The sequence below is a fragment of the Sphingomonas natans genome, from assembly GCF_030546695.1.
In the GTDB taxonomy this organism is placed as follows: Bacteria; Pseudomonadota; Alphaproteobacteria; order Sphingomonadales; family Sphingomonadaceae; genus Sphingomonas_I; species Sphingomonas_I natans.
The window spans coordinates 664,996-681,247 of the sequence record NZ_JAUOTP010000001.1; the positions used below are offsets into that span (position 1 = coordinate 664,996).

Below are 16,252 nucleotides of genomic sequence, written 5' to 3' on the forward strand. Positions count from 1 at the left end.
CCGGGATGATCCACCCATGACGCCGCGCGAACTGATCGCGACCGCGCAGGTGCCCGGCGGGCAGGAGCTGCGCCTCGTGCGCCACGGCGGCGATCACATGATCCTGCTCGATCGCAACGAATTGATGAGCAGCCGCGTCGGCGGCTCCGAGGAGGCGCTCGCGACGCTCGTCTGCGACCGGATCGGCCAGCGCCCGGCCATTCATCTCCTGATCGGCGGCTACGGCATGGGCTTCACCCTGCGCGCCGCGCTCGCGGCGCTCGGTCGCGACGCGACGCTGACCGTCGCCGAACTCGTCCCCGAAATCATCGATTGGGCGCGCGGGCCGATGGCGGCGCTGACCGCGGGCTGTCTCGACGATCCGCGCGTTCGCCTGGTCGAAGGCGATGTCGCGCGGCTCATCGGCGAAGGGCGCGAAACCTATGACGCGATCCTGCTCGACGTCGATAATGGCCCCGACGGGCTCAGCCGCGCGGGCAATGACGGCCTCTATTCGGCGGAGGGGCTCAAAATGGCCAAGGCGGCGCTGAAGCCGGGCGGCATCCTCGCCGTCTGGTCGGCGGCGCCGGACAATGCTTTCGTCCGCCGGATGAAGGACCGCGGTTTCCTGGTCGAGGAAATCGTCGCCCGCGCGCGCAGCAACGGCAAGGGCCCCCGCCACCTGATCTGGCTGGCGACCAGGCGCGGCGGCCCGGAGCCCCGCTAAAGCGCCGACGGTGTCCCGAGACGATCGAGATGCAGATAGCGGACGTCGAAATCGGCGATGCGCGTGAGCTGCTCGAAGTCCATGATCCGGATCGAACGCTTCTTGCGCTCGATGAAGCCATCCGTCTCGAGCCCGCGCAGCGTCCGGTTCACGTGGATGCTCGTCAGCGCGAGCGCATCCGCGAGTTGCTCCTGCGTCATCGGCAGATCGTAATTCAGCCGGGTGCCGAGCCCGGCGACCGAGATGCGGATCGCGAATTCGCAAAGCAGATGCGCGGTGCGCGCCCGCGCGTCCCGCCGCCCGACGTTGAGCGTCCATTCGCGGAAGATCGCGGCATCGACCAACGTCTCGTACCACATCGCCTGCCCGACCTGCGGGTGGTTGGCGGCAAGGTCTCGAATGGCCTGGACGGGGATCAGGGCGACTTCGATCGCGGTCAGCGCCTGAACATTGTGATCGGCGCGCCGCAGAATGGAATTGTGCAGATCGACGACGTCGCCCTTCATGTGCACCGAAAAGATCTGGCGCCCACCATTGCCCGCGACCTTATGGCGAATGGCGTAGCCCGACAGCAAAAGACAGGAATGCGTGGGCTTGTCGTCTTCGCGAACGACGAAATCCTGCGCGCGCATGGCGCGAACAGTATGCGGCAGGGCCAGTATCGCGTCTTGATCGTCAGTCGAGAGAGGAAGCCAAAGCTGGAGTTTTTCCAACATCGGTTTGAGCGCGGAAGAAATGGTCATAAACGCTCCGTTCTTTGACGGGAGCGCTTCGCATCTCTCAGCCATCGACAGCCAGGAGACAGGCCGACGAAGTCCGTATCTTATCCACCGAAGACGCGCATGTATCTATGTTATTTATATAGATTAAATCGCAAAGAAATCCGGTGACTGACAAGGAGTGAAGATCGCGCGTCAGCCTTCGGCCGCACGGCGGACGGCATCCGGCAGACCCTGCCCTCTCGACTTGCACCGCGCAACAGGCCATCTGGCGGCGGTGACCGGCAAACGCATCCTCCTGATCGTCGGTGGCGGTATCGCCGCCTACAAGGCCTGCGAGCTCGTTCGCGCGCTGCGCAGGCAGGGCGATACGGTGCGTTGCGTGCTCACCGCCGGCGGCGCGCATTTCGTCACGCCGATGACGCTCGCGGCGCTGAGCGAACAGCCCGTCCACACCTCTTTGTGGGACCTGAAGGACGAGGCCGAGATGGGGCATATCCAGCTCAGCCGCGAGGCGGATCTCGTCGTCGTCTGCCCCGCCACCGCCGATCTGATGGCCAAGATGGCCGCCGGCATCGCCGACGATCTGGCGACGACGCTTCTGCTCGCGACCGACAAGCCGGTACTCGCCGTCCCCGCGATGAACGTGCGGATGTGGAGCCATGCGGCGACACGTCGCAACGTCGCGACGCTGCGCGCCGACGGCGTCACTGTCGTCGAGCCCGACGAAGGACCGATGGCGTGCGGCGAATATGGCCCCGGCCGCCTGCCCGAGATCGACGCGATCGTGACCGCGATCGGAACGATGCTGGCATCTCCGGGTCCGTCGGTTCCGAGTCCGTCGAACGCAATCGCTGCGGCGTCCCCCAGGACAAGCGGAAAAGCTTTGGCGGGCAAGCGCGCGCTCGTCACCGCCGGGCCGACGCACGAGCCGATCGATCCCGTCCGCTACATCGCCAACCGTTCCTCCGGTAAGCAGGGCTTCGCCATCGCCGCCGCCCTGGCCGAAGCCGGGGCTGACGTGACGTTGGTCGCCGGGCCGGTTGCGTTGGCGACCCCAGCGGGCGTCTCGCGTATCGATGTCGAGACCGCCGCCGAGATGGCCGCCGCGGTCGAGGCGGCGCTGCCGGCCGACGTCGCGGTGATGGTCGCGGCCGTCGCCGACTGGCGCACCGATGGCGCGGAGCAGAAGATCAAGAAGAGCGGCGATGCGCCGCCGACGCTGAGCCTGATCGAGAATCCCGACATCCTCGCCAGCCTTGCCGCCAATGCGCGGCGCCCGGCCTTGCTGATCGGCTTTGCCGCGGAGACGCAGGACGTGATGACCCATGCGGTCGTCAAACGCGCGCACAAGGGCGCCGACTGGATCGTTGCCAACGACGTTTCGGGGGACGTGATGGGCGGGGATCGCAACAGCGTTCACATCGTCACCGCCGGGGGCATCGAAAGCTGGCCCAGCGCCAGCAAGGACGACGTCGCCCGCCGCCTCGTTGCCCGCATCGCCGATGCCCTGGGAGCCAGTGTTTGACCGAGATCGCGATCCGCCTGAAGCGCCTGCCCCACGGCGAGGGCCTGCCCTTGCCCGCTTATGCGACCGCGCAGGCGGCGGGCATGGATGTCGTCGCCGCCGAGGATCTGACGCTGGCCCCGGGCGGGCGCGCCGCGATCGCGACCGGCTTCGCGATCGCCATCCCTGCGGGCTACGAAGTGCAGGTCCGCCCTCGCTCGGGCCTCGCGCTCAAGAACGGGATCACTTGCCTCAATACGCCCGGTACGATCGACGCCGATTATCGCGGCGAAGTGAAGGTGATCCTCGCCAATCTCGGCGCCGAGCCCTTCGCGGTGAAGCGCGGCGAGCGCATCGCCCAGCTGGTGCCGGCGCCGGTGCAGCGGGCGCGCTTCGAGCAGGTGGAAGAGCTGGACGATACGGCGCGCGGGATGGGCGGCTTCGGATCGACGGGGCGGTGATCGCAGCCAGCACGAGATGTGCTAATATCCAGCGTATGAACAAGCCGATTCATCCTTTGATCGCATCTGACGGCGGTAACGTCGCCTATGAGGATGACGCATATGGTTGGGCGATCGAGCAGGCGGCTCACCTTCGGGCAGGGCACATCGACCGGCTCGATCTGATCAACCTGGCCGAGGAAATCGAGGACGTGGCGAAAAGCGAGCGGCGCGCGGCCGAATCAGCCCTTCGCATTCTCATGATGCACGTCCTCAAGTGGCAGATGCAGTCCGATCGCCGGACCCGATCGTGGTCGCTTTCGATCCTGGCTCAGCGGATCGCTTACGATCGGCAGCTGGAGGACAATCCCAGCCTGGCGCCGCTTGCCGATGACATGCGTGCAAAAGCATTCAAACGATCCCGCATCGAGGCGGCGCAAGAAATGGATGTCCCACTGCGCTCCATTCCGCTCGAGCCGCCATCCTGGCCGACGATCCTCGACGAGCCGTTCGAAGTCGATTGACCTTCTCCGACGACCAACTCGATCGCTATGCCCGTCACATCGTCCTGAAGGAGATTGGCGGGGCGGGTCAGCAACGCCTGCTCGGCGCGCATGTCGCGCTGATCGGCGCGGGCGGGATCGGCTCGCCTGCGATCCAGTATCTCGCTGCCGCCGGCGTCGGCCGGCTGACCGTCATCGATGACGATCAGGTTTCGCTCTCCAATCTCCAGCGCCAGACGCTCTACACGACGCGCGATGTCGGCTCGAACAAGGTGGTGATGGTCGCCAATGCGGTGCAGCGGATGAACCCCGACGTCCGCGTCAGCCCACGCCAGATGCGGATCGATGCCGACAATGCCGCAGCCTTGCTGTTCGGCGTGGACGTGGTGCTCGACGGGTCCGACAGTTTCGCGACGCGGCTGATCGTCGCCGATGCGGCACTGGCCAAGCGCATCCCGCTCGTCTCGGCCGCGGTCGGCCAGTTCGAGGGGCAACTCGCCGTCTATCGCGGATATCAGGCGGACAAGCCCTGCTATCGCTGCCTCGTCGGCAATGCGCCCGCCATGCCCGACGCCTCCTGCGCCGATCAGGGCGTGCTCGGCGCGCTGACGGGCGTGATGGGCAGCCTCGCCGCGATCGAGGCCATCCGCCAGATCGTGCCGTTCGGCGAAGACAGCGCGGGCAAGTTGCTGCTGCTCGACGCGCTCGCCTTCCGCTTCCGCACGATCGGCCTGCCCAAGGACCCCGCCTGCCGATGCGCCGGGGGCTGACGATCATCGTCTCGGGGCCGGACCCCGATAGGCTGCGGAGCGCGCTCGGCATCGCGGCGGCAGAAGCGGCGCTGGGCGGAAAAGTGCGGCTGTTCTTCGATGCCGGGTCGGTCTCCCTGCTGGCGGCTCTGCCGGCAGCGCTCCAGCCGCTGCGCGATGCTGCGCTCGATCTCGGCGTGCAGGTCTTCGTCTGTCAGACGGGGCTGGCCGAACAGGATATCCGCCTCGATCCCCGGTTCGAGGCGGCCGGCCTCGTCGCGCTCATGGCCGGGCTTGGCGAGGATCGTTTGCTGCTGGCCTGAGAAAATAAGGATTCATCACGCAGAGACGCGGAGGCGCGGAGAAGAGTTTGAATGAAGGGCTGCGCCGCTCCCTTTCGTTCTCTGCGTCTCCGCGCGATAAAAATCTTTCTCCATCGCGGCCGGCGACGAAACGCGTCAGCCCTCGCCGTCCTTGTTGTCGGGATGGTCGGTCAGCGTGATCCGGATCCGGACCCAGGTGCCGACCAACGTCTTGCCGCCGACGCGCGGCGGGCGGACGAGGAACTGGAACGCCGCCTGGCGCATCCCGCGCGCAATGCCGATGCCCGGGAAGGAATCGCCAAGCTCCTGGCAATCCTCGACATGATAACGCGCGACCGTCCGGCATGCGATTTCGCCCCACGCGCCCTCGGGCAACTGGCGATGCGGCATATAGGTCGTCAGCTCGGCCGGGTTGGGCCGGCGATACCATTCGGCCGCGTAGAGCAATTGCCCGTTCGGCCCCATCGACGAGGGCGTATCACCCTCGCCGCCGCCCGCGGCCGATGCGCTCGCCTGGCCGGTCGGGGGACCGTCGTGGGGCGTGTTCATCGCGGTATCGACCTTGCTCACGTCGCTGCGGCTGAGCTCGATGAAATTGTCGGGCATCTTCAGCGGCGTCGGCATCTTGACGATCGGCGGCGGAGTAGCAGCCGGCATGGGCGGGGGCGTCGTCGCCTTGGGCTGCGCGGCGGCGGGCTTGGCGGCGGCCTTCTGCGTCGCTTTTTCGGGCGTGGGACCTGGCATCACCGAGAAGGTCATCAGCGAACCGACCTTGCCCATCGGCGCGAACTGAGGGGGGGCGAGCCGCAGCAGCAGCCACAAGAGCAGCAGATGCGCGATAATCGTCAGCGTCAGCGCCGTCGCCCGCCGGCGAAGGGGCTGCGCCTCCCACTTCCACCATAAGGACTTCAGGCTGAGCATCTCAGGCGCCGCTATCGGGCCGCGCGCCGTCGCGAAAGCCCTAAGTTACGCGATTGCGCCGGGATGATTCTTTCCATCGAACGCGACGACCCGCGTCTCGAGCGTTTCCGCGTCATCGATGCAGCGCAGATTGAGGCTGATTCCGTCCGGATGCGAGCGCGGCTTATAGTAGCTCTTGATCCCGCACTGGCTGCAGAAGATGTGCCGCGCCTTGCCGCTGCCGAAGCGATAGGTGGTGATCTCCTTCTTGCCCTCCACCAGGGTGAAATCGCTTTCGGCAACGATCACATGGAGATAGCCGGTCATCCGGCAGATCGAGCAGTCGCAATCGAGCACCTCGACCGGGCCTTCGGGAAGCTTCGCCTCCCAGCGCACCAGTTCGCAATGGCAGCCACCTTCGATCTTCATGCTCTGCCCTCGTTCAAAACAGCCGCCCACCGTCCGGCACGGTCTTGTCGGGCGCAAACAGCACCACCTCGCCCGCCTCGTCCGGGAAACCCAAGGTCAGCACTTCGGACAAGAATTTGCCGATCTGCCGCGGCGGAAAATTGACGACCGCCGCGACCTGCCGCCCGACCAGCGCCTCCGGCGTATAATGCGCAGTGATCTGCGCGCTCGATTTCCGGCAGCCGATCGTCGGCCCGAAATCGATGACGAGCTTGATCGCGGGCTTGCGCGCCTCCGGAAAGGGCTCGGCCGCGACGATCGTGCCGACGCGGATATCGACCTTCAGGAAATCGTCGAAGCCGATCGGGTCGGCCGGCGGCGTGGCGGGATCGTGGAGCAGGTGCATGCCTCGCTCCTCTCACACCCGTCTCTCCCGCGAAAGCGCGAGAGACGGGTGCGACGCCTCAGGCGGCGTCGCCCGCCTTTTCCTTCTTCTTCGCGAAGACGCGGATCGGTTCCTTGCGGCCCTCGACCACGTCCTTGTCGATCACGATCTCGTCGACGCCGTCCATCGAGGGCAGATCGAACATCGTATCGAGCAGCATGCCCTCGAGGATCGAGCGCAGGCCGCGCGCACCGGTACGGCGCGCGATCGCCTTCTTGGCGACCGAGGACAAAGCCTCGTCGGTGAAGGCGAGCTTCACGCCCTCCATCTCGAACAGCTTCTGATACTGCTTCACGAGCGCGTTCTTCGGCTCGGCCAGGATCTTGACCAGAGCCGGCTCGTCGAGATCCTCGAGCGTCGCGATGACCGGCAGACGGCCGACAAATTCGGGGATCAGGCCGAACTTGAGCAGATCCTCGGGCTCGCACTGGCGCAGGATCGCGCCGGTGCGCCGCTCGTCGGGAGCGGCGACATGCGCACCAAAGCCGATCGACTTGCCCTGCAGGCGATCGCCGATGATCTTCTCGAGGCCCGAGAAAGCGCCGCCGCAGATGAACAGGATGTTCGTCGTATCGACCTGCAGGAATTCCTGCTGCGGATGCTTGCGGCCGCCCTGCGGGGGCACGCTGGCGGTCGTGCCTTCCATCAGCTTCAGCAAGGCCTGCTGCACGCCCTCGCCCGAGACGTCGCGCGTGATCGAGGGATTGTCCGCCTTGCGGCTGATCTTGTCGATCTCGTCGATATAGACGATCCCGCGCTGCGCCCGCTCGACGTTATAGTCGGAAGCCTGGAGCAGCTTGAGGATGATGTTCTCGACATCCTCGCCGACATAGCCGGCCTCGGTGAGCGTCGTCGCATCCGCCATCGTGAACGGCACGTCGAACGTCTTGGCGAGCGTCTGCGCGAGCAGGGTCTTGCCGCAGCCGGTCGGGCCGACGAGCAGGATGTTCGACTTGGCGAGCTCCACCTCGGCGCCCTTCGCGCCATGCGCGAGCCGCTTGTAGTGATTGTGGACCGCAACCGACAGCACGCGCTTGGCGCGCGACTGGCCGATCACATAATCGTCGAGGACCGTGCAGATTTCCTGCGGAGTCGGCACGCCGCCATCCTTGCGGCTGACCAGGGTTGCCTTGGTCTCCTCGCGGATGATGTCGTTGCACAGCTCGACGCATTCGTCGCAAATGAACACGGTCGGGCCGGCGATGAGCTTGCGGACCTCATGCTGCGACTTCCCGCAGAACGAGCAATAGAGCGTACTCTTGGAATCGCCGCCACTAAGCTTGGTCATAACGTCCTTTACCCTCGGAACGCCGAGTCGGCGTTCATCCTAGTCCTCGGGCTTGCCGGGCGGCAAGGCTTAGCCCGCCCACCTTGCCGTCGGGTTTATGCTCCCGGCAATATGGAACCGCCCCGGCGGGGGCACAAGCCCAACCGCCAGATGATCCCCAGCGCGGGGTGAATCGAACGAGAGCGGGGGTCCGATCCCCCCGCCCTCTTTTCCGATCAGGCCGCAGCCGCGTCTTCGCTCGGCGCGGGACGCTTCTCGAACACCTCGTCGATGATGCCGAACGCCTTCGCTTCGTCGGCCTCGAGAAACTTGTCGCGGTCCATCGCCTTCTCGATCGCCTCGATCGGCTGACCGGTATATTTGGCGTAAAGCGTGTTGAGCGAGTGCCGCATGCGCAGGATCTCGCGCGCCTGGATCTCGATGTCCGCGGCCATGCCCTGTGCCCCGCCCGAAGGCTGGTGGACCATGATGCGGCTGTTGGTCGTCGCGACGCGCATGCCCGGCTCGCCCGCGGCCAGCAGGAAGCTGCCCATCGACGCCGCCTGACCGATGCACAAAGTGCCGACGCGTGGCCGGATATATTGCATCGTGTCGTGGATCGCGAGGCCCGCCGTCACGACGCCGCCGGGGCTGTTGATGTAGAGATAGATGTCCTTCTTCGGATTCTCGGATTCGAGGAAGAGCAGCTGCGCGCAGATGAGCGAGGCCATATGGTCCTCGACGCCACCGGTGATGAAGACGATGCGCTCGCGGAGCAGACGCGAGTAGATGTCAAAGCTGCGCTCGCCGCGGTTCGATTGTTCGATGACGATCGGGACGAGGCCGCCGAGGATATCGGCGTGGTCGATAGAAGCCATGGGGTCGTTTGTCCTTCTGCCCTTGCGAATGCCAACATCGGCTTTCGGCGATGGCAGTTCAAGAGCCGCGGCGGGAAGAGCGAACGCGTTGGCGCCGCCCCTCCGCCGCACGGTCAGGGCATGCAGATCCGGGCTTCGTCCTTCACCTCGGAACTGGCGCGATATTTCGCCGTGAAGGCGTCCCAGTCCGCGTCATGGGCCGGTTGCGGCGCGCCGCTATAGACCGTCACCGTCACCGCCTCGTTCGTGGACAGCGCAGGGCCTCCGCCGCCGAGCGCGATGACGCGTGCCAGCTTGGTAGCCGTCTTGTCCTTGTGCGTGGCGTACCAGCGATTATGCGCGGCCACCGCCTGCTCGAACGCCGCCCACTGTCCGGGCTTGATCATATTGTGGCGGATCGTCGTGAAGCGGGTGCCCGCCGGGCAGGCGGTGCCGGGGCTGACGCGAGGCGCCTGCGCCGGTGCGAGGGTTGCGACGAGCGGCGCGACGACGCACAGCGCGGCCATCAGGATCGGCTTCGACATGTTCGGATCTCCTCGAAAGATTCTGCACATGCCGGCAAGGGCATGCGCTCGTGTCGTTACGCTACCGCGACGAGAACGAAATCAAACGATCGGAATTGATGGCGCCGCTTCGCTGGGCGGTGTTGGTGGCCCGCCGATCCGGTCCCGCACGACATAGATCGGGCGGTGCTTGGCCTCGACGAGGATGCGACCGACATATTCGCCGAGCACGCCCAGCGAAAGCAACTGGATGCCTCCCAGAAAAAGCGTCGCAACCATGATCGACGCGTAGCCGGCGACATCGACGCCATACAGGATCGTCCGCCCGATCAGGTAGATCGCATAGCCAAGCGCGATCACGGCGACCAGCGCGCCGACATAGCTCCACACGCGCAGCGGCACCGTTGAGGCCGAGGTGATGCCGTCGATCGCGAGCTTCCACAGCTTCAGATAGTTGAATTTGGTCTCGCCGACCGCACGTTCGGCGCGATCATATTCGACCGCGGTCTGGCGGAAGCCCGACCAGGCGAACAGGCCCTTCATGAAGCGGTTGCGCTCGGGCATCTGCTTGATGACCTCGACGACCTTGCGATCGAGCAGGCGGAAATCGCCGGCATGTTCGGGGATCTTGTCGTCGGACAGCCAATTGTGCGCGCGATAATAGAGATCGGCGGTCAGCCGCTTGGGCAGCGAATCCGTCAGCCGATTGCGACGCACACCATAGACGACCTCATAGCCCGAGCGCCATTTGGCGAGCATCTCGCCCAGCACTTCCGGCGGATCCTGCAGATCGACATCGAGCGGCACGACGGCATCGCCCAGCACATGATCGATGCCGGCGGACAGGGCCGCCTCCTTGCCGAAATTCCGCGACAGCGAAATCGCGCATACCCGCGGCTCGCGCTGGTTGGCGAGGACGAGCTCGGCCAGCGTATGATCGGAGCTGCCGTCGTCGATGAACAATATCTCCCACGACCAGCTCTCGCCCTCCTGCGCGGCAAGGCCCTCGAGGATGGGCACGACGCGCGTCAGGAACGGCCGGATCGCGACCTCCTCGTCCTTGACGGGCACGATCAGCGACAATGTCGGCGGCGGCGCCTTCCCGTCGACGAGGACGCGCCCGCCGTAAAGTGGCAGCGCGGTCACGAGGCGGCCCCTTCCGGGGCATCGGACGGCCGAAGCCGGGCCACGAACAGTGCGATGATCGCTAGGAGGGGCAGCGGCCAGATCATTCGCGTCTGATAGCGGCTTTGCGGCTCCGAGATAGCACCCCCGAGAAATCCATTAATCGCCATCGCCAGCGCAAGAAGCAGGAGCCACAGGCAGATCAGCCGAGCCGCCGCCGGAGCGGACGCGCGAAGACCCGGCAGGAGCATCATCAATGCGACCAGCGACAACGCCACGCTCGCATAGATGACGATGTTCATCGCCGCGAGCGGCCATGCGCCTCGCCCGGCAGGCGTGGCCGCGATCTCCCGCACGATCTCGTCGGGGAACTGCTTGCCGATGCAGGCCGGCGTCGCGAAGCAGACTTCCTGTACGATATCGACTCTCAGATCGGTCAGCTGCAGCAGGCTGTTCCACACGGCAACGCGCAGCGTCCGAACCGGATAGGCCCGGGCGACCGCTACGGCGAAGGCCTTGTCCTCGATCGACATCGCCCGCCGCATGTCCGAATCGGCAAGCAGAAAAGCACCGGTCGCGGGCTCGGTCGACCAGAGAAACACGGTCGAACTCGTCCAGGCGCGATACGGAATGCGGCACACCGCGAAAGCCCGCCCGCCGCATCCGGCCTCGATATAATCGCGCCCCGGCCCGTCGGCTATGAATCGCGCGGTGATCAGCGGTACGAGCACCGGCGCCTGGCCGAAATGCGCTTTAACCGCGACGGACGTCGCCGCGATCGACGCGACACCCGTCACGACCGCCGCCATGCCGATCAGCATCGCCCTTGATGCCTCTCGCCTTGCCACCCAACCCGTTCCGATCAGCGCGCCGAGGACCGCGACCATCCCCGCGAGGATCACGAGATGGGTCAGGTGCGACACAACCGACGCGATCAAAACAAGCGCAAGGAGCAGGATCTCCCATCGTGCGAACAAGACGCGCGGGGCGAGCAGGATCAGGAAGGCGACGCACCCGAAGCCCGAAAGTGCATCGGCCAGCAGCACGCCGTTATACAGCGCGAGCGGCGACAATAGCGAAAGCAAAGCGACCGCGGTCAGCTTGAGACCCGGCCGATCGAGCCCGAAACAGCGCAGTGCCGCACCGATCAGGAAGTAAGCAATCGCGGCCTGAAGTAGCACGAACAGCCAGAACCGGCTCGACAGCCAGCCCAGCCAGAGGACGATCCCGAAATAAGGCGACCGCCCGGCCATGATATAGCCCGAGTCCGGATCGTTACCGCGCGCGGCTGGTCGCAGGCCGCTCGTCTTTTCAGAGGCTGCCGAGGCTGCGGTAGGTGTCTGCGCGTCAGGATCCGGCCGGGTCCAGAGCGTCCGCGCCGACGGCCCGCCGATGATATGCGCGATGACGTCGCCCGCACGAACATAGGACGAGGTGTCGGAAAAATAGAATGGCTGACCATTGATCAGCGCCGGCCACATCAAGACCAGTATCGAAGCGACCGCCGTCAACGCCGCGCGTGCTCGGCCGGCAGCGCCGGCATTCCGATTGGCAGACTCCATCGCCCCCTACCCGGCTAGTCCGCCCAGGGAAGGTCTAGCGCGGCCCCATCTGCGGTCAAGCATCTTGTCCCGGCGCCGGGAAGGCAAGGTAAGCGAGGCGGCGCACCTCGCGGCGGCCGCGGACCACCGTATCGAGGATCAGGCCGGTGAACAGGCACAGGCTTGCGAGGATCATCAGGCCGGTGACGAGCACGGCGGTCGGTAGACGCGGCACGAGCCCGGTCTGCGCGTAGGTGAGGATCAGCGGAACGGCGAGGATCACCCCGAGCAACGCGAGCAGCGCGCCGATCGCCCCGAAGAACAGCACCGGCCGCTCAATCCGGCTGAGCACGAGGATCGTGTTGAGAATGCGGAAGCCGTCGCGATATGTCGACAGCTTCGAGGCGGACCCCTCCGGCCGGGCACCATATTTCGTCGTGACCTCGGCGACCGGCATGCGCAGTTCCAGCGCATGGACGCTGATCTCGGTCTCGATCTCGAAGCCGGTCGACAGGATCGGGAAGCTCTTGACGAAGCGGCGCGAAAAGACGCGATAGCCGGACAGGATATCGCTGAAGCTGCGCCCGAAGATCCAGGCGAGAAGGCCCGTCAGCAGCAGATTGCCCGTGCGGTGGCCGCGCCGATACGCCTCCTCGATCTCGCTCTCGCGGGCGCCGACGACCATGTCGAGCTGCTCGTCGAGCAGGCGCGCGACCAGCGCGGGCGCTGCGGCGGCATCATAGGTCGCATCGCCGTCGGCCATCACATAGACGTCCGCATCGACATCGGCGAACATGCGCCGCACGACGCGGCCCTTGCCCTGCTGCGGCTCTTGGCGGACGATTGCGCCGGCGGCACGCGCCACCTCCACCGTCCGGTCGCTGCTGTTATTGTCGTAAACGTAGATAGCCGCGTCCGGCAGCGCCGCGCGGAAGCCCGCGATCGTCGCGCCGATCGCGGCTTCCTCGTTATAGCAAGGCAGCAGGACGACGACGCGCGGAGCCGTCATGTCAGGCGATCCGCGCGTCGCGAACGTCAGGCTTCGGTCTTCGGCTTGGGCGCGCGCTTTGGCTTGGCCGGAGCCGCGTCGGCGACAGGCTCGGCGGTCTCGACCGCCGCATCCGCCTTCGGCTTGGCGGCGCGCTTCGGTTTGGCCGGAGCCGCCTCAGTCGCGTCCGCTGCCGCCTCGACAGCAGCCGGCTCGGCCTTAGCCTTGACGGCCTTCGCCTTCTTCGGCGCGGGCTCGGCCGCGGCATGATCGTGATCATGATCGCAATCGGGGCCATGGACATGGCCTTCCGTGCCATGATCATGATCGCAATCCGGGCCGTGAACGTGCGGCTTCAGCTCGCCATCGTCGATCTCCTCGATCGCGGCTTCGAGGTCCGCGCGGGAGACGGTGCGATCGGTGATCGCCGCCTTCTCGAACAGGAAGTCGACGACCTTGTCCTCGTAGAGCGGCGCGCGCAGTTGGGCCGCGGCGACCGGATCCTGCTGGACATAATCGAGAAAGCGCTGGCGATCCTGCGGCGAATATTGCTGCGCGGCCTGCTGGGCGAGGCGCTGCATTTCCTGCGGCGAGATCTGGACATTGTTCTGCTGGCCGATCTCCGAGAGGAGCAGGCCCAGGCGGACCCGACGCTCGGCGATCTTTTTATAATCGTCGCGATCGCCTTCCATCTCCGCGATGGCGGCTTCCGGATCGGCCTCGTGCGTCGCCTCATGCTCCAGCTGGCGCCAGATCTGGGCGAACTCGGCCTCCACCATCGAAGGCGGCACGTCGAAATCGTGCGACGCGGCAAGCTGATCGAGCAGCTTGCGCTTCATGTAGGTGCGCGTGAGGCCGTTCAGCTCCTGCTCGATCTGGCTCTTGAAGAGACCGCGCAGCTGCTCGAGGCCTTCCAGGCCGAACGTCTTGGCGAACTCGTCGTCGATCGTCGGATCGGACGGGATCTTCACCGCCTTGACGACGATGTCGAACGTGGCGGGCTTGCCGGCCAGGCTCTTCTCGCCATAATCCTTCGGGAAGGTCACGTTGAGCACGCGCTCCTCGCCGAGCTTGGCGCCCTCGAGGCCGCTCTCGAAGCCCGGGATCAGCTGACCCGAGCCGAGCTCGACCGCCATGTCCGTGCCCGTGCCGCCCGCGAAGGCGACGCCGTCGGCGGTCTTGCCGACGAAATCGATCACGACCTGGTCGCCCTCGACCGCGGGATGGCCCTCGGCGGCGTCGGTGAACGCTTTCTGGCTCTTGGCGAAGCGATCGAGCTGGGCTGCGATCTCGTCCTCGCCGGGCTCGACGCTCAGGCGTTCGAGCGTGAGCCCCTCGATGGCAGGCGCGGGGACCTGCGGCAGCACTTCGAGCGCGACCTTGACCTCGATATCCTTGCCGGCCTCATAATCCTGCTCGAGCGCCACTTCGGGCTGCATCGCGGGGCGCAGACCCTTTTCGGCGAGGAGCGTCTGGACGCCTTCCTGAACCGCGGTGTTGAGCGCGTCGCGCTCCAGTGCCGGGCCGTGCATCTTCTTGATCAGATTGGCGGGCACCTTGCCCGGCCGGAAGCCCGGCATCTTGATCGTCGGCGCCGCGCGCGCGACCTCGGCATCGACCTTCGCCAGGATGTCCTTGGCGGGGATGGTGAGGGTGTAGGCTCGCTTGAGGCCTTCGTTCAACGTCTCGACAGTCTGCATTTTCTGGCTTCTCGAATGCTTGTCAGGAGGGGCACCACCGACGCGAGACGGCGGTGACTGGTGCGGGCGAAGGGACTCGAACCCCCACATCTTGCGATACTGGTACCTAAAACCAGCGCGTCTACCAATTCCGCCACGCCCGCGTCAGGCCCGGTCGGCGCGATCCCCTATAGCAGGGGAGGCGGGACGGCAAGGTCGCTGGTGGCGCCCGCGCGCCGCCCCGCGAAACGCCGGGACCAGTCGCGAGCCGGTTCCTCGATGAAGCGAAAGGTCAGGTAGGCAACCGCTACCGTCACGCCCAGCGTCAAGATGGTCACGACATCGCTTGCCAGCGGAAAGGGGCTTATCCGCGTGATGAAAAGGTGGCCCGGATTGGGATCGGCCGTCGCATACAGGCGGACATGCACAATCCGCATGACGTTCGCGATCCTCGCCTCGACGAACTCGTGGATGAGGTAGATCGAATAGGACAGCGTACCGACAACGAGAAACGGGCGGTGCAGCAGGAAACGAGAGATGCCTCCCTGCCCGCGGCAAGCAGCAGGATGACGCTCGCGAACAGCCATGGGCAGAGAAAATAGGCCACGGTCGGCGAGGCCAGGCAGATCGCCGCCAATGCGGACGATACGGCCCCTATCTCTAGAAAGCTCGCGATCATGGTCGTCATGGCCCTCAGCGGCGCCTCGCGGAATTGCCATGCGAGGTAGCAGAGGACGCCGATACCGAAGCCATACAGGCATCGCGGGAGCGCACCGGTGCGGATCGTGAAAACATAGTCCGGCGAAAAGGCCGGCGCGACGACGATCATCGCGACGATCGCGATCGGGAACAGGCGGCCTGAAAACCGGCAGAGGGCGGCAAAGATCAAATATGCCCAGATTTCGGCAGCGATGCTCCACGTCGGCAAATTCCAGCCTGCCGGCGACTCCGTCGAGAAGATCTGCACGAGGAACAAGGTCCGCACGAACGCGGGAACGGGATAGTCGCCCAACTGGCTCAGCCCGATGGCCGGACCAACGACGCCGGCCATGAGCTGGACCGCCGCCATGGCGGACATGACGGCGACGTGCAGCGGATAGAGCCGACCGACTCGCAAAGCCATGAACCGCAAGGTCGAAAAGCCGCTCCGCAGCCGCCCGCCATAACTTGCCATGATCACGAACCCGCTCAGGACGAAGAAGAAATCGACGAAGTACCCGGCTCGCTGGATGAGCGTGGATTGCGACAGGATGCCATCCGAATGGAAATGGCTGATCGCCACGCAGCATGCGAAGATCCCCCGCAGGCTGTTGAGTGCGAAAAATGGGGGCGCCTCGCATCGGTTCGCTGCGCCGCTCCCAGAGCGGCATCGGCCTGCATTTTCACCGACGTGAGTCCCTCTATCGCAAGCGCATCCCGCCTGCCTCACCTGTCCCGCAACCGCCGACACTCTAGCAGGGTGCAGCGCAGCATCGCCAGCAGTGACAGCGGGACCATAACATTTCGGGTCGCCCGGTCCCCGCTTTCTCCTCGGATCGCCAGCGGCTATGGTCGCAACGATAGGGAGGGCT

Annotated in this window: 18 protein-coding genes and 1 tRNA gene; 6 read left to right on the plus strand and 13 right to left on the minus strand. The window is 65.7% G+C overall.

Features of this window, described 5'->3' with window-relative positions:
* Positions 1-16: 16 nt before the first annotated feature.
* The gene (locus tag Q4F19_RS03180; RefSeq protein ID WP_303539730.1) at positions 17-706 is read left to right on the plus strand and encodes a spermidine synthase; all 690 of its coding nucleotides are present in this window, start codon (positions 17-19) and stop codon (positions 704-706) included.
* Here the strand turns inward: Q4F19_RS03180 and Q4F19_RS03185 are convergent.
* Positions 703-1,338, minus strand: a complete 636-nt coding sequence (locus Q4F19_RS03185; RefSeq protein WP_303539731.1) for a Crp/Fnr family transcriptional regulator — start codon at positions 1,336-1,338, stop codon at positions 703-705. The two genes, Q4F19_RS03180 and Q4F19_RS03185, sit on opposite strands and share 4 nt — an antisense overlap.
* Positions 1,339-1,702: 364 nt before the next feature.
* Between Q4F19_RS03185 and coaBC the strand changes: the two genes are divergently transcribed.
* From coaBC to Q4F19_RS03210, 5 genes are read left to right on the plus strand one after another with little or no spacing between them, the layout of a single operon-like run.
* Positions 1,703-2,953: a bifunctional phosphopantothenoylcysteine decarboxylase/phosphopantothenate--cysteine ligase CoaBC gene (gene coaBC / locus Q4F19_RS03190; protein WP_303539732.1), complete on the plus strand. Its 1,251-nt coding sequence runs from the start codon at positions 1,703-1,705 to the stop codon at positions 2,951-2,953.
* Positions 2,950-3,393, plus strand: coding sequence for a dUTP diphosphatase (gene dut / locus Q4F19_RS03195; RefSeq protein WP_303539733.1), 444 nt, complete (start codon positions 2,950-2,952; stop codon positions 3,391-3,393). Before coaBC ends, dut begins: the two co-directional genes overlap by 4 nt.
* Positions 3,394-3,428: 35 nt before the next feature.
* Positions 3,429-3,896, plus strand: a complete 468-nt coding sequence (locus Q4F19_RS03200; RefSeq protein WP_303539735.1) for a DUF29 domain-containing protein — start codon at positions 3,429-3,431, stop codon at positions 3,894-3,896.
* Positions 3,893-4,645, plus strand: coding sequence for a HesA/MoeB/ThiF family protein (locus tag Q4F19_RS03205; RefSeq protein WP_303539736.1), 753 nt, complete (start codon positions 3,893-3,895; stop codon positions 4,643-4,645). Before Q4F19_RS03200 ends, Q4F19_RS03205 begins: the two co-directional genes overlap by 4 nt.
* Positions 4,630-4,947 (plus strand): DsrE family protein, encoded by a 318-nt coding sequence (locus Q4F19_RS03210; protein ID WP_303539737.1) that lies wholly within the window; start codon positions 4,630-4,632, stop codon positions 4,945-4,947. The genes Q4F19_RS03205 and Q4F19_RS03210 overlap by 16 nt, the downstream gene beginning before the upstream one ends.
* A 135-nt stretch (positions 4,948-5,082) precedes the next feature.
* On the opposite strand, the gene Q4F19_RS03215 is transcribed toward Q4F19_RS03210, so the two are convergent.
* From Q4F19_RS03215 to Q4F19_RS03270, 12 genes are all read right to left on the minus strand, one after another.
* Entirely contained in the window at positions 5,083-5,868 is a 786-nt protein-coding gene (locus Q4F19_RS03215; RefSeq protein WP_303539739.1) for a hypothetical protein, read from the minus strand.
* A gap of 45 nt (positions 5,869-5,913) precedes the next feature.
* On the minus strand, positions 5,914-6,276 hold the full coding sequence (locus Q4F19_RS03220; RefSeq protein WP_303539740.1) for a GFA family protein: 363 nt from the start codon (positions 6,274-6,276) through the stop codon (positions 5,914-5,916).
* 13 nt (positions 6,277-6,289) lie between these two features.
* A complete protein-coding gene (locus Q4F19_RS03225) occupies positions 6,290-6,661 on the minus strand; it encodes a tRNA-binding protein (RefSeq protein WP_303539741.1) in 372 nt (123 codons plus the stop codon).
* Between the two features lie 58 nt (positions 6,662-6,719).
* The gene (gene clpX / locus Q4F19_RS03230; protein ID WP_303539743.1) at positions 6,720-7,988 is read right to left on the minus strand and encodes an ATP-dependent Clp protease ATP-binding subunit ClpX; all 1,269 of its coding nucleotides are present in this window, start codon (positions 7,986-7,988) and stop codon (positions 6,720-6,722) included.
* 215 nt (positions 7,989-8,203) lie between these two features.
* Positions 8,204-8,845, minus strand: a complete 642-nt coding sequence (locus tag Q4F19_RS03235) for an ATP-dependent Clp protease proteolytic subunit (protein WP_303539745.1) — start codon at positions 8,843-8,845, stop codon at positions 8,204-8,206.
* A gap of 113 nt (positions 8,846-8,958) precedes the next feature.
* On the minus strand, positions 8,959-9,369 hold the full coding sequence (locus tag Q4F19_RS03240; RefSeq protein WP_303539747.1) for a hypothetical protein: 411 nt from the start codon (positions 9,367-9,369) through the stop codon (positions 8,959-8,961).
* An 81-nt stretch (positions 9,370-9,450) separates the two neighbouring features.
* Positions 9,451-10,494: a glycosyltransferase family 2 protein gene (locus tag Q4F19_RS03245; protein WP_303539749.1), complete on the minus strand. Its 1,044-nt coding sequence runs from the start codon at positions 10,492-10,494 to the stop codon at positions 9,451-9,453.
* On the minus strand, positions 10,491-11,954 hold the full coding sequence (locus Q4F19_RS03250) for a hypothetical protein (protein ID WP_303539751.1): 1,464 nt from the start codon (positions 11,952-11,954) through the stop codon (positions 10,491-10,493). The genes Q4F19_RS03245 and Q4F19_RS03250 overlap by 4 nt, the downstream gene beginning before the upstream one ends.
* A 136-nt stretch (positions 11,955-12,090) precedes the next feature.
* On the minus strand, positions 12,091-13,023 hold the full coding sequence (locus tag Q4F19_RS03255) for a glycosyltransferase (RefSeq protein ID WP_303539752.1): 933 nt from the start codon (positions 13,021-13,023) through the stop codon (positions 12,091-12,093).
* Between the two features lie 26 nt (positions 13,024-13,049).
* Entirely contained in the window at positions 13,050-14,702 is a 1,653-nt protein-coding gene (tig, locus tag Q4F19_RS03260; protein ID WP_303539754.1) for a trigger factor, read from the minus strand.
* A 58-nt stretch (positions 14,703-14,760) separates the two neighbouring features.
* Positions 14,761-14,845: transfer RNA gene (locus Q4F19_RS03265), tRNA-Leu, on the minus strand.
* Positions 14,846-15,045: 200 nt separating this feature from the next.
* Entirely contained in the window at positions 15,046-16,131 is a 1,086-nt protein-coding gene (locus tag Q4F19_RS03270) for an acyltransferase family protein (protein ID WP_341850150.1), read from the minus strand.
* Between the last annotated feature and the right edge of the window lie 121 nt (positions 16,132-16,252).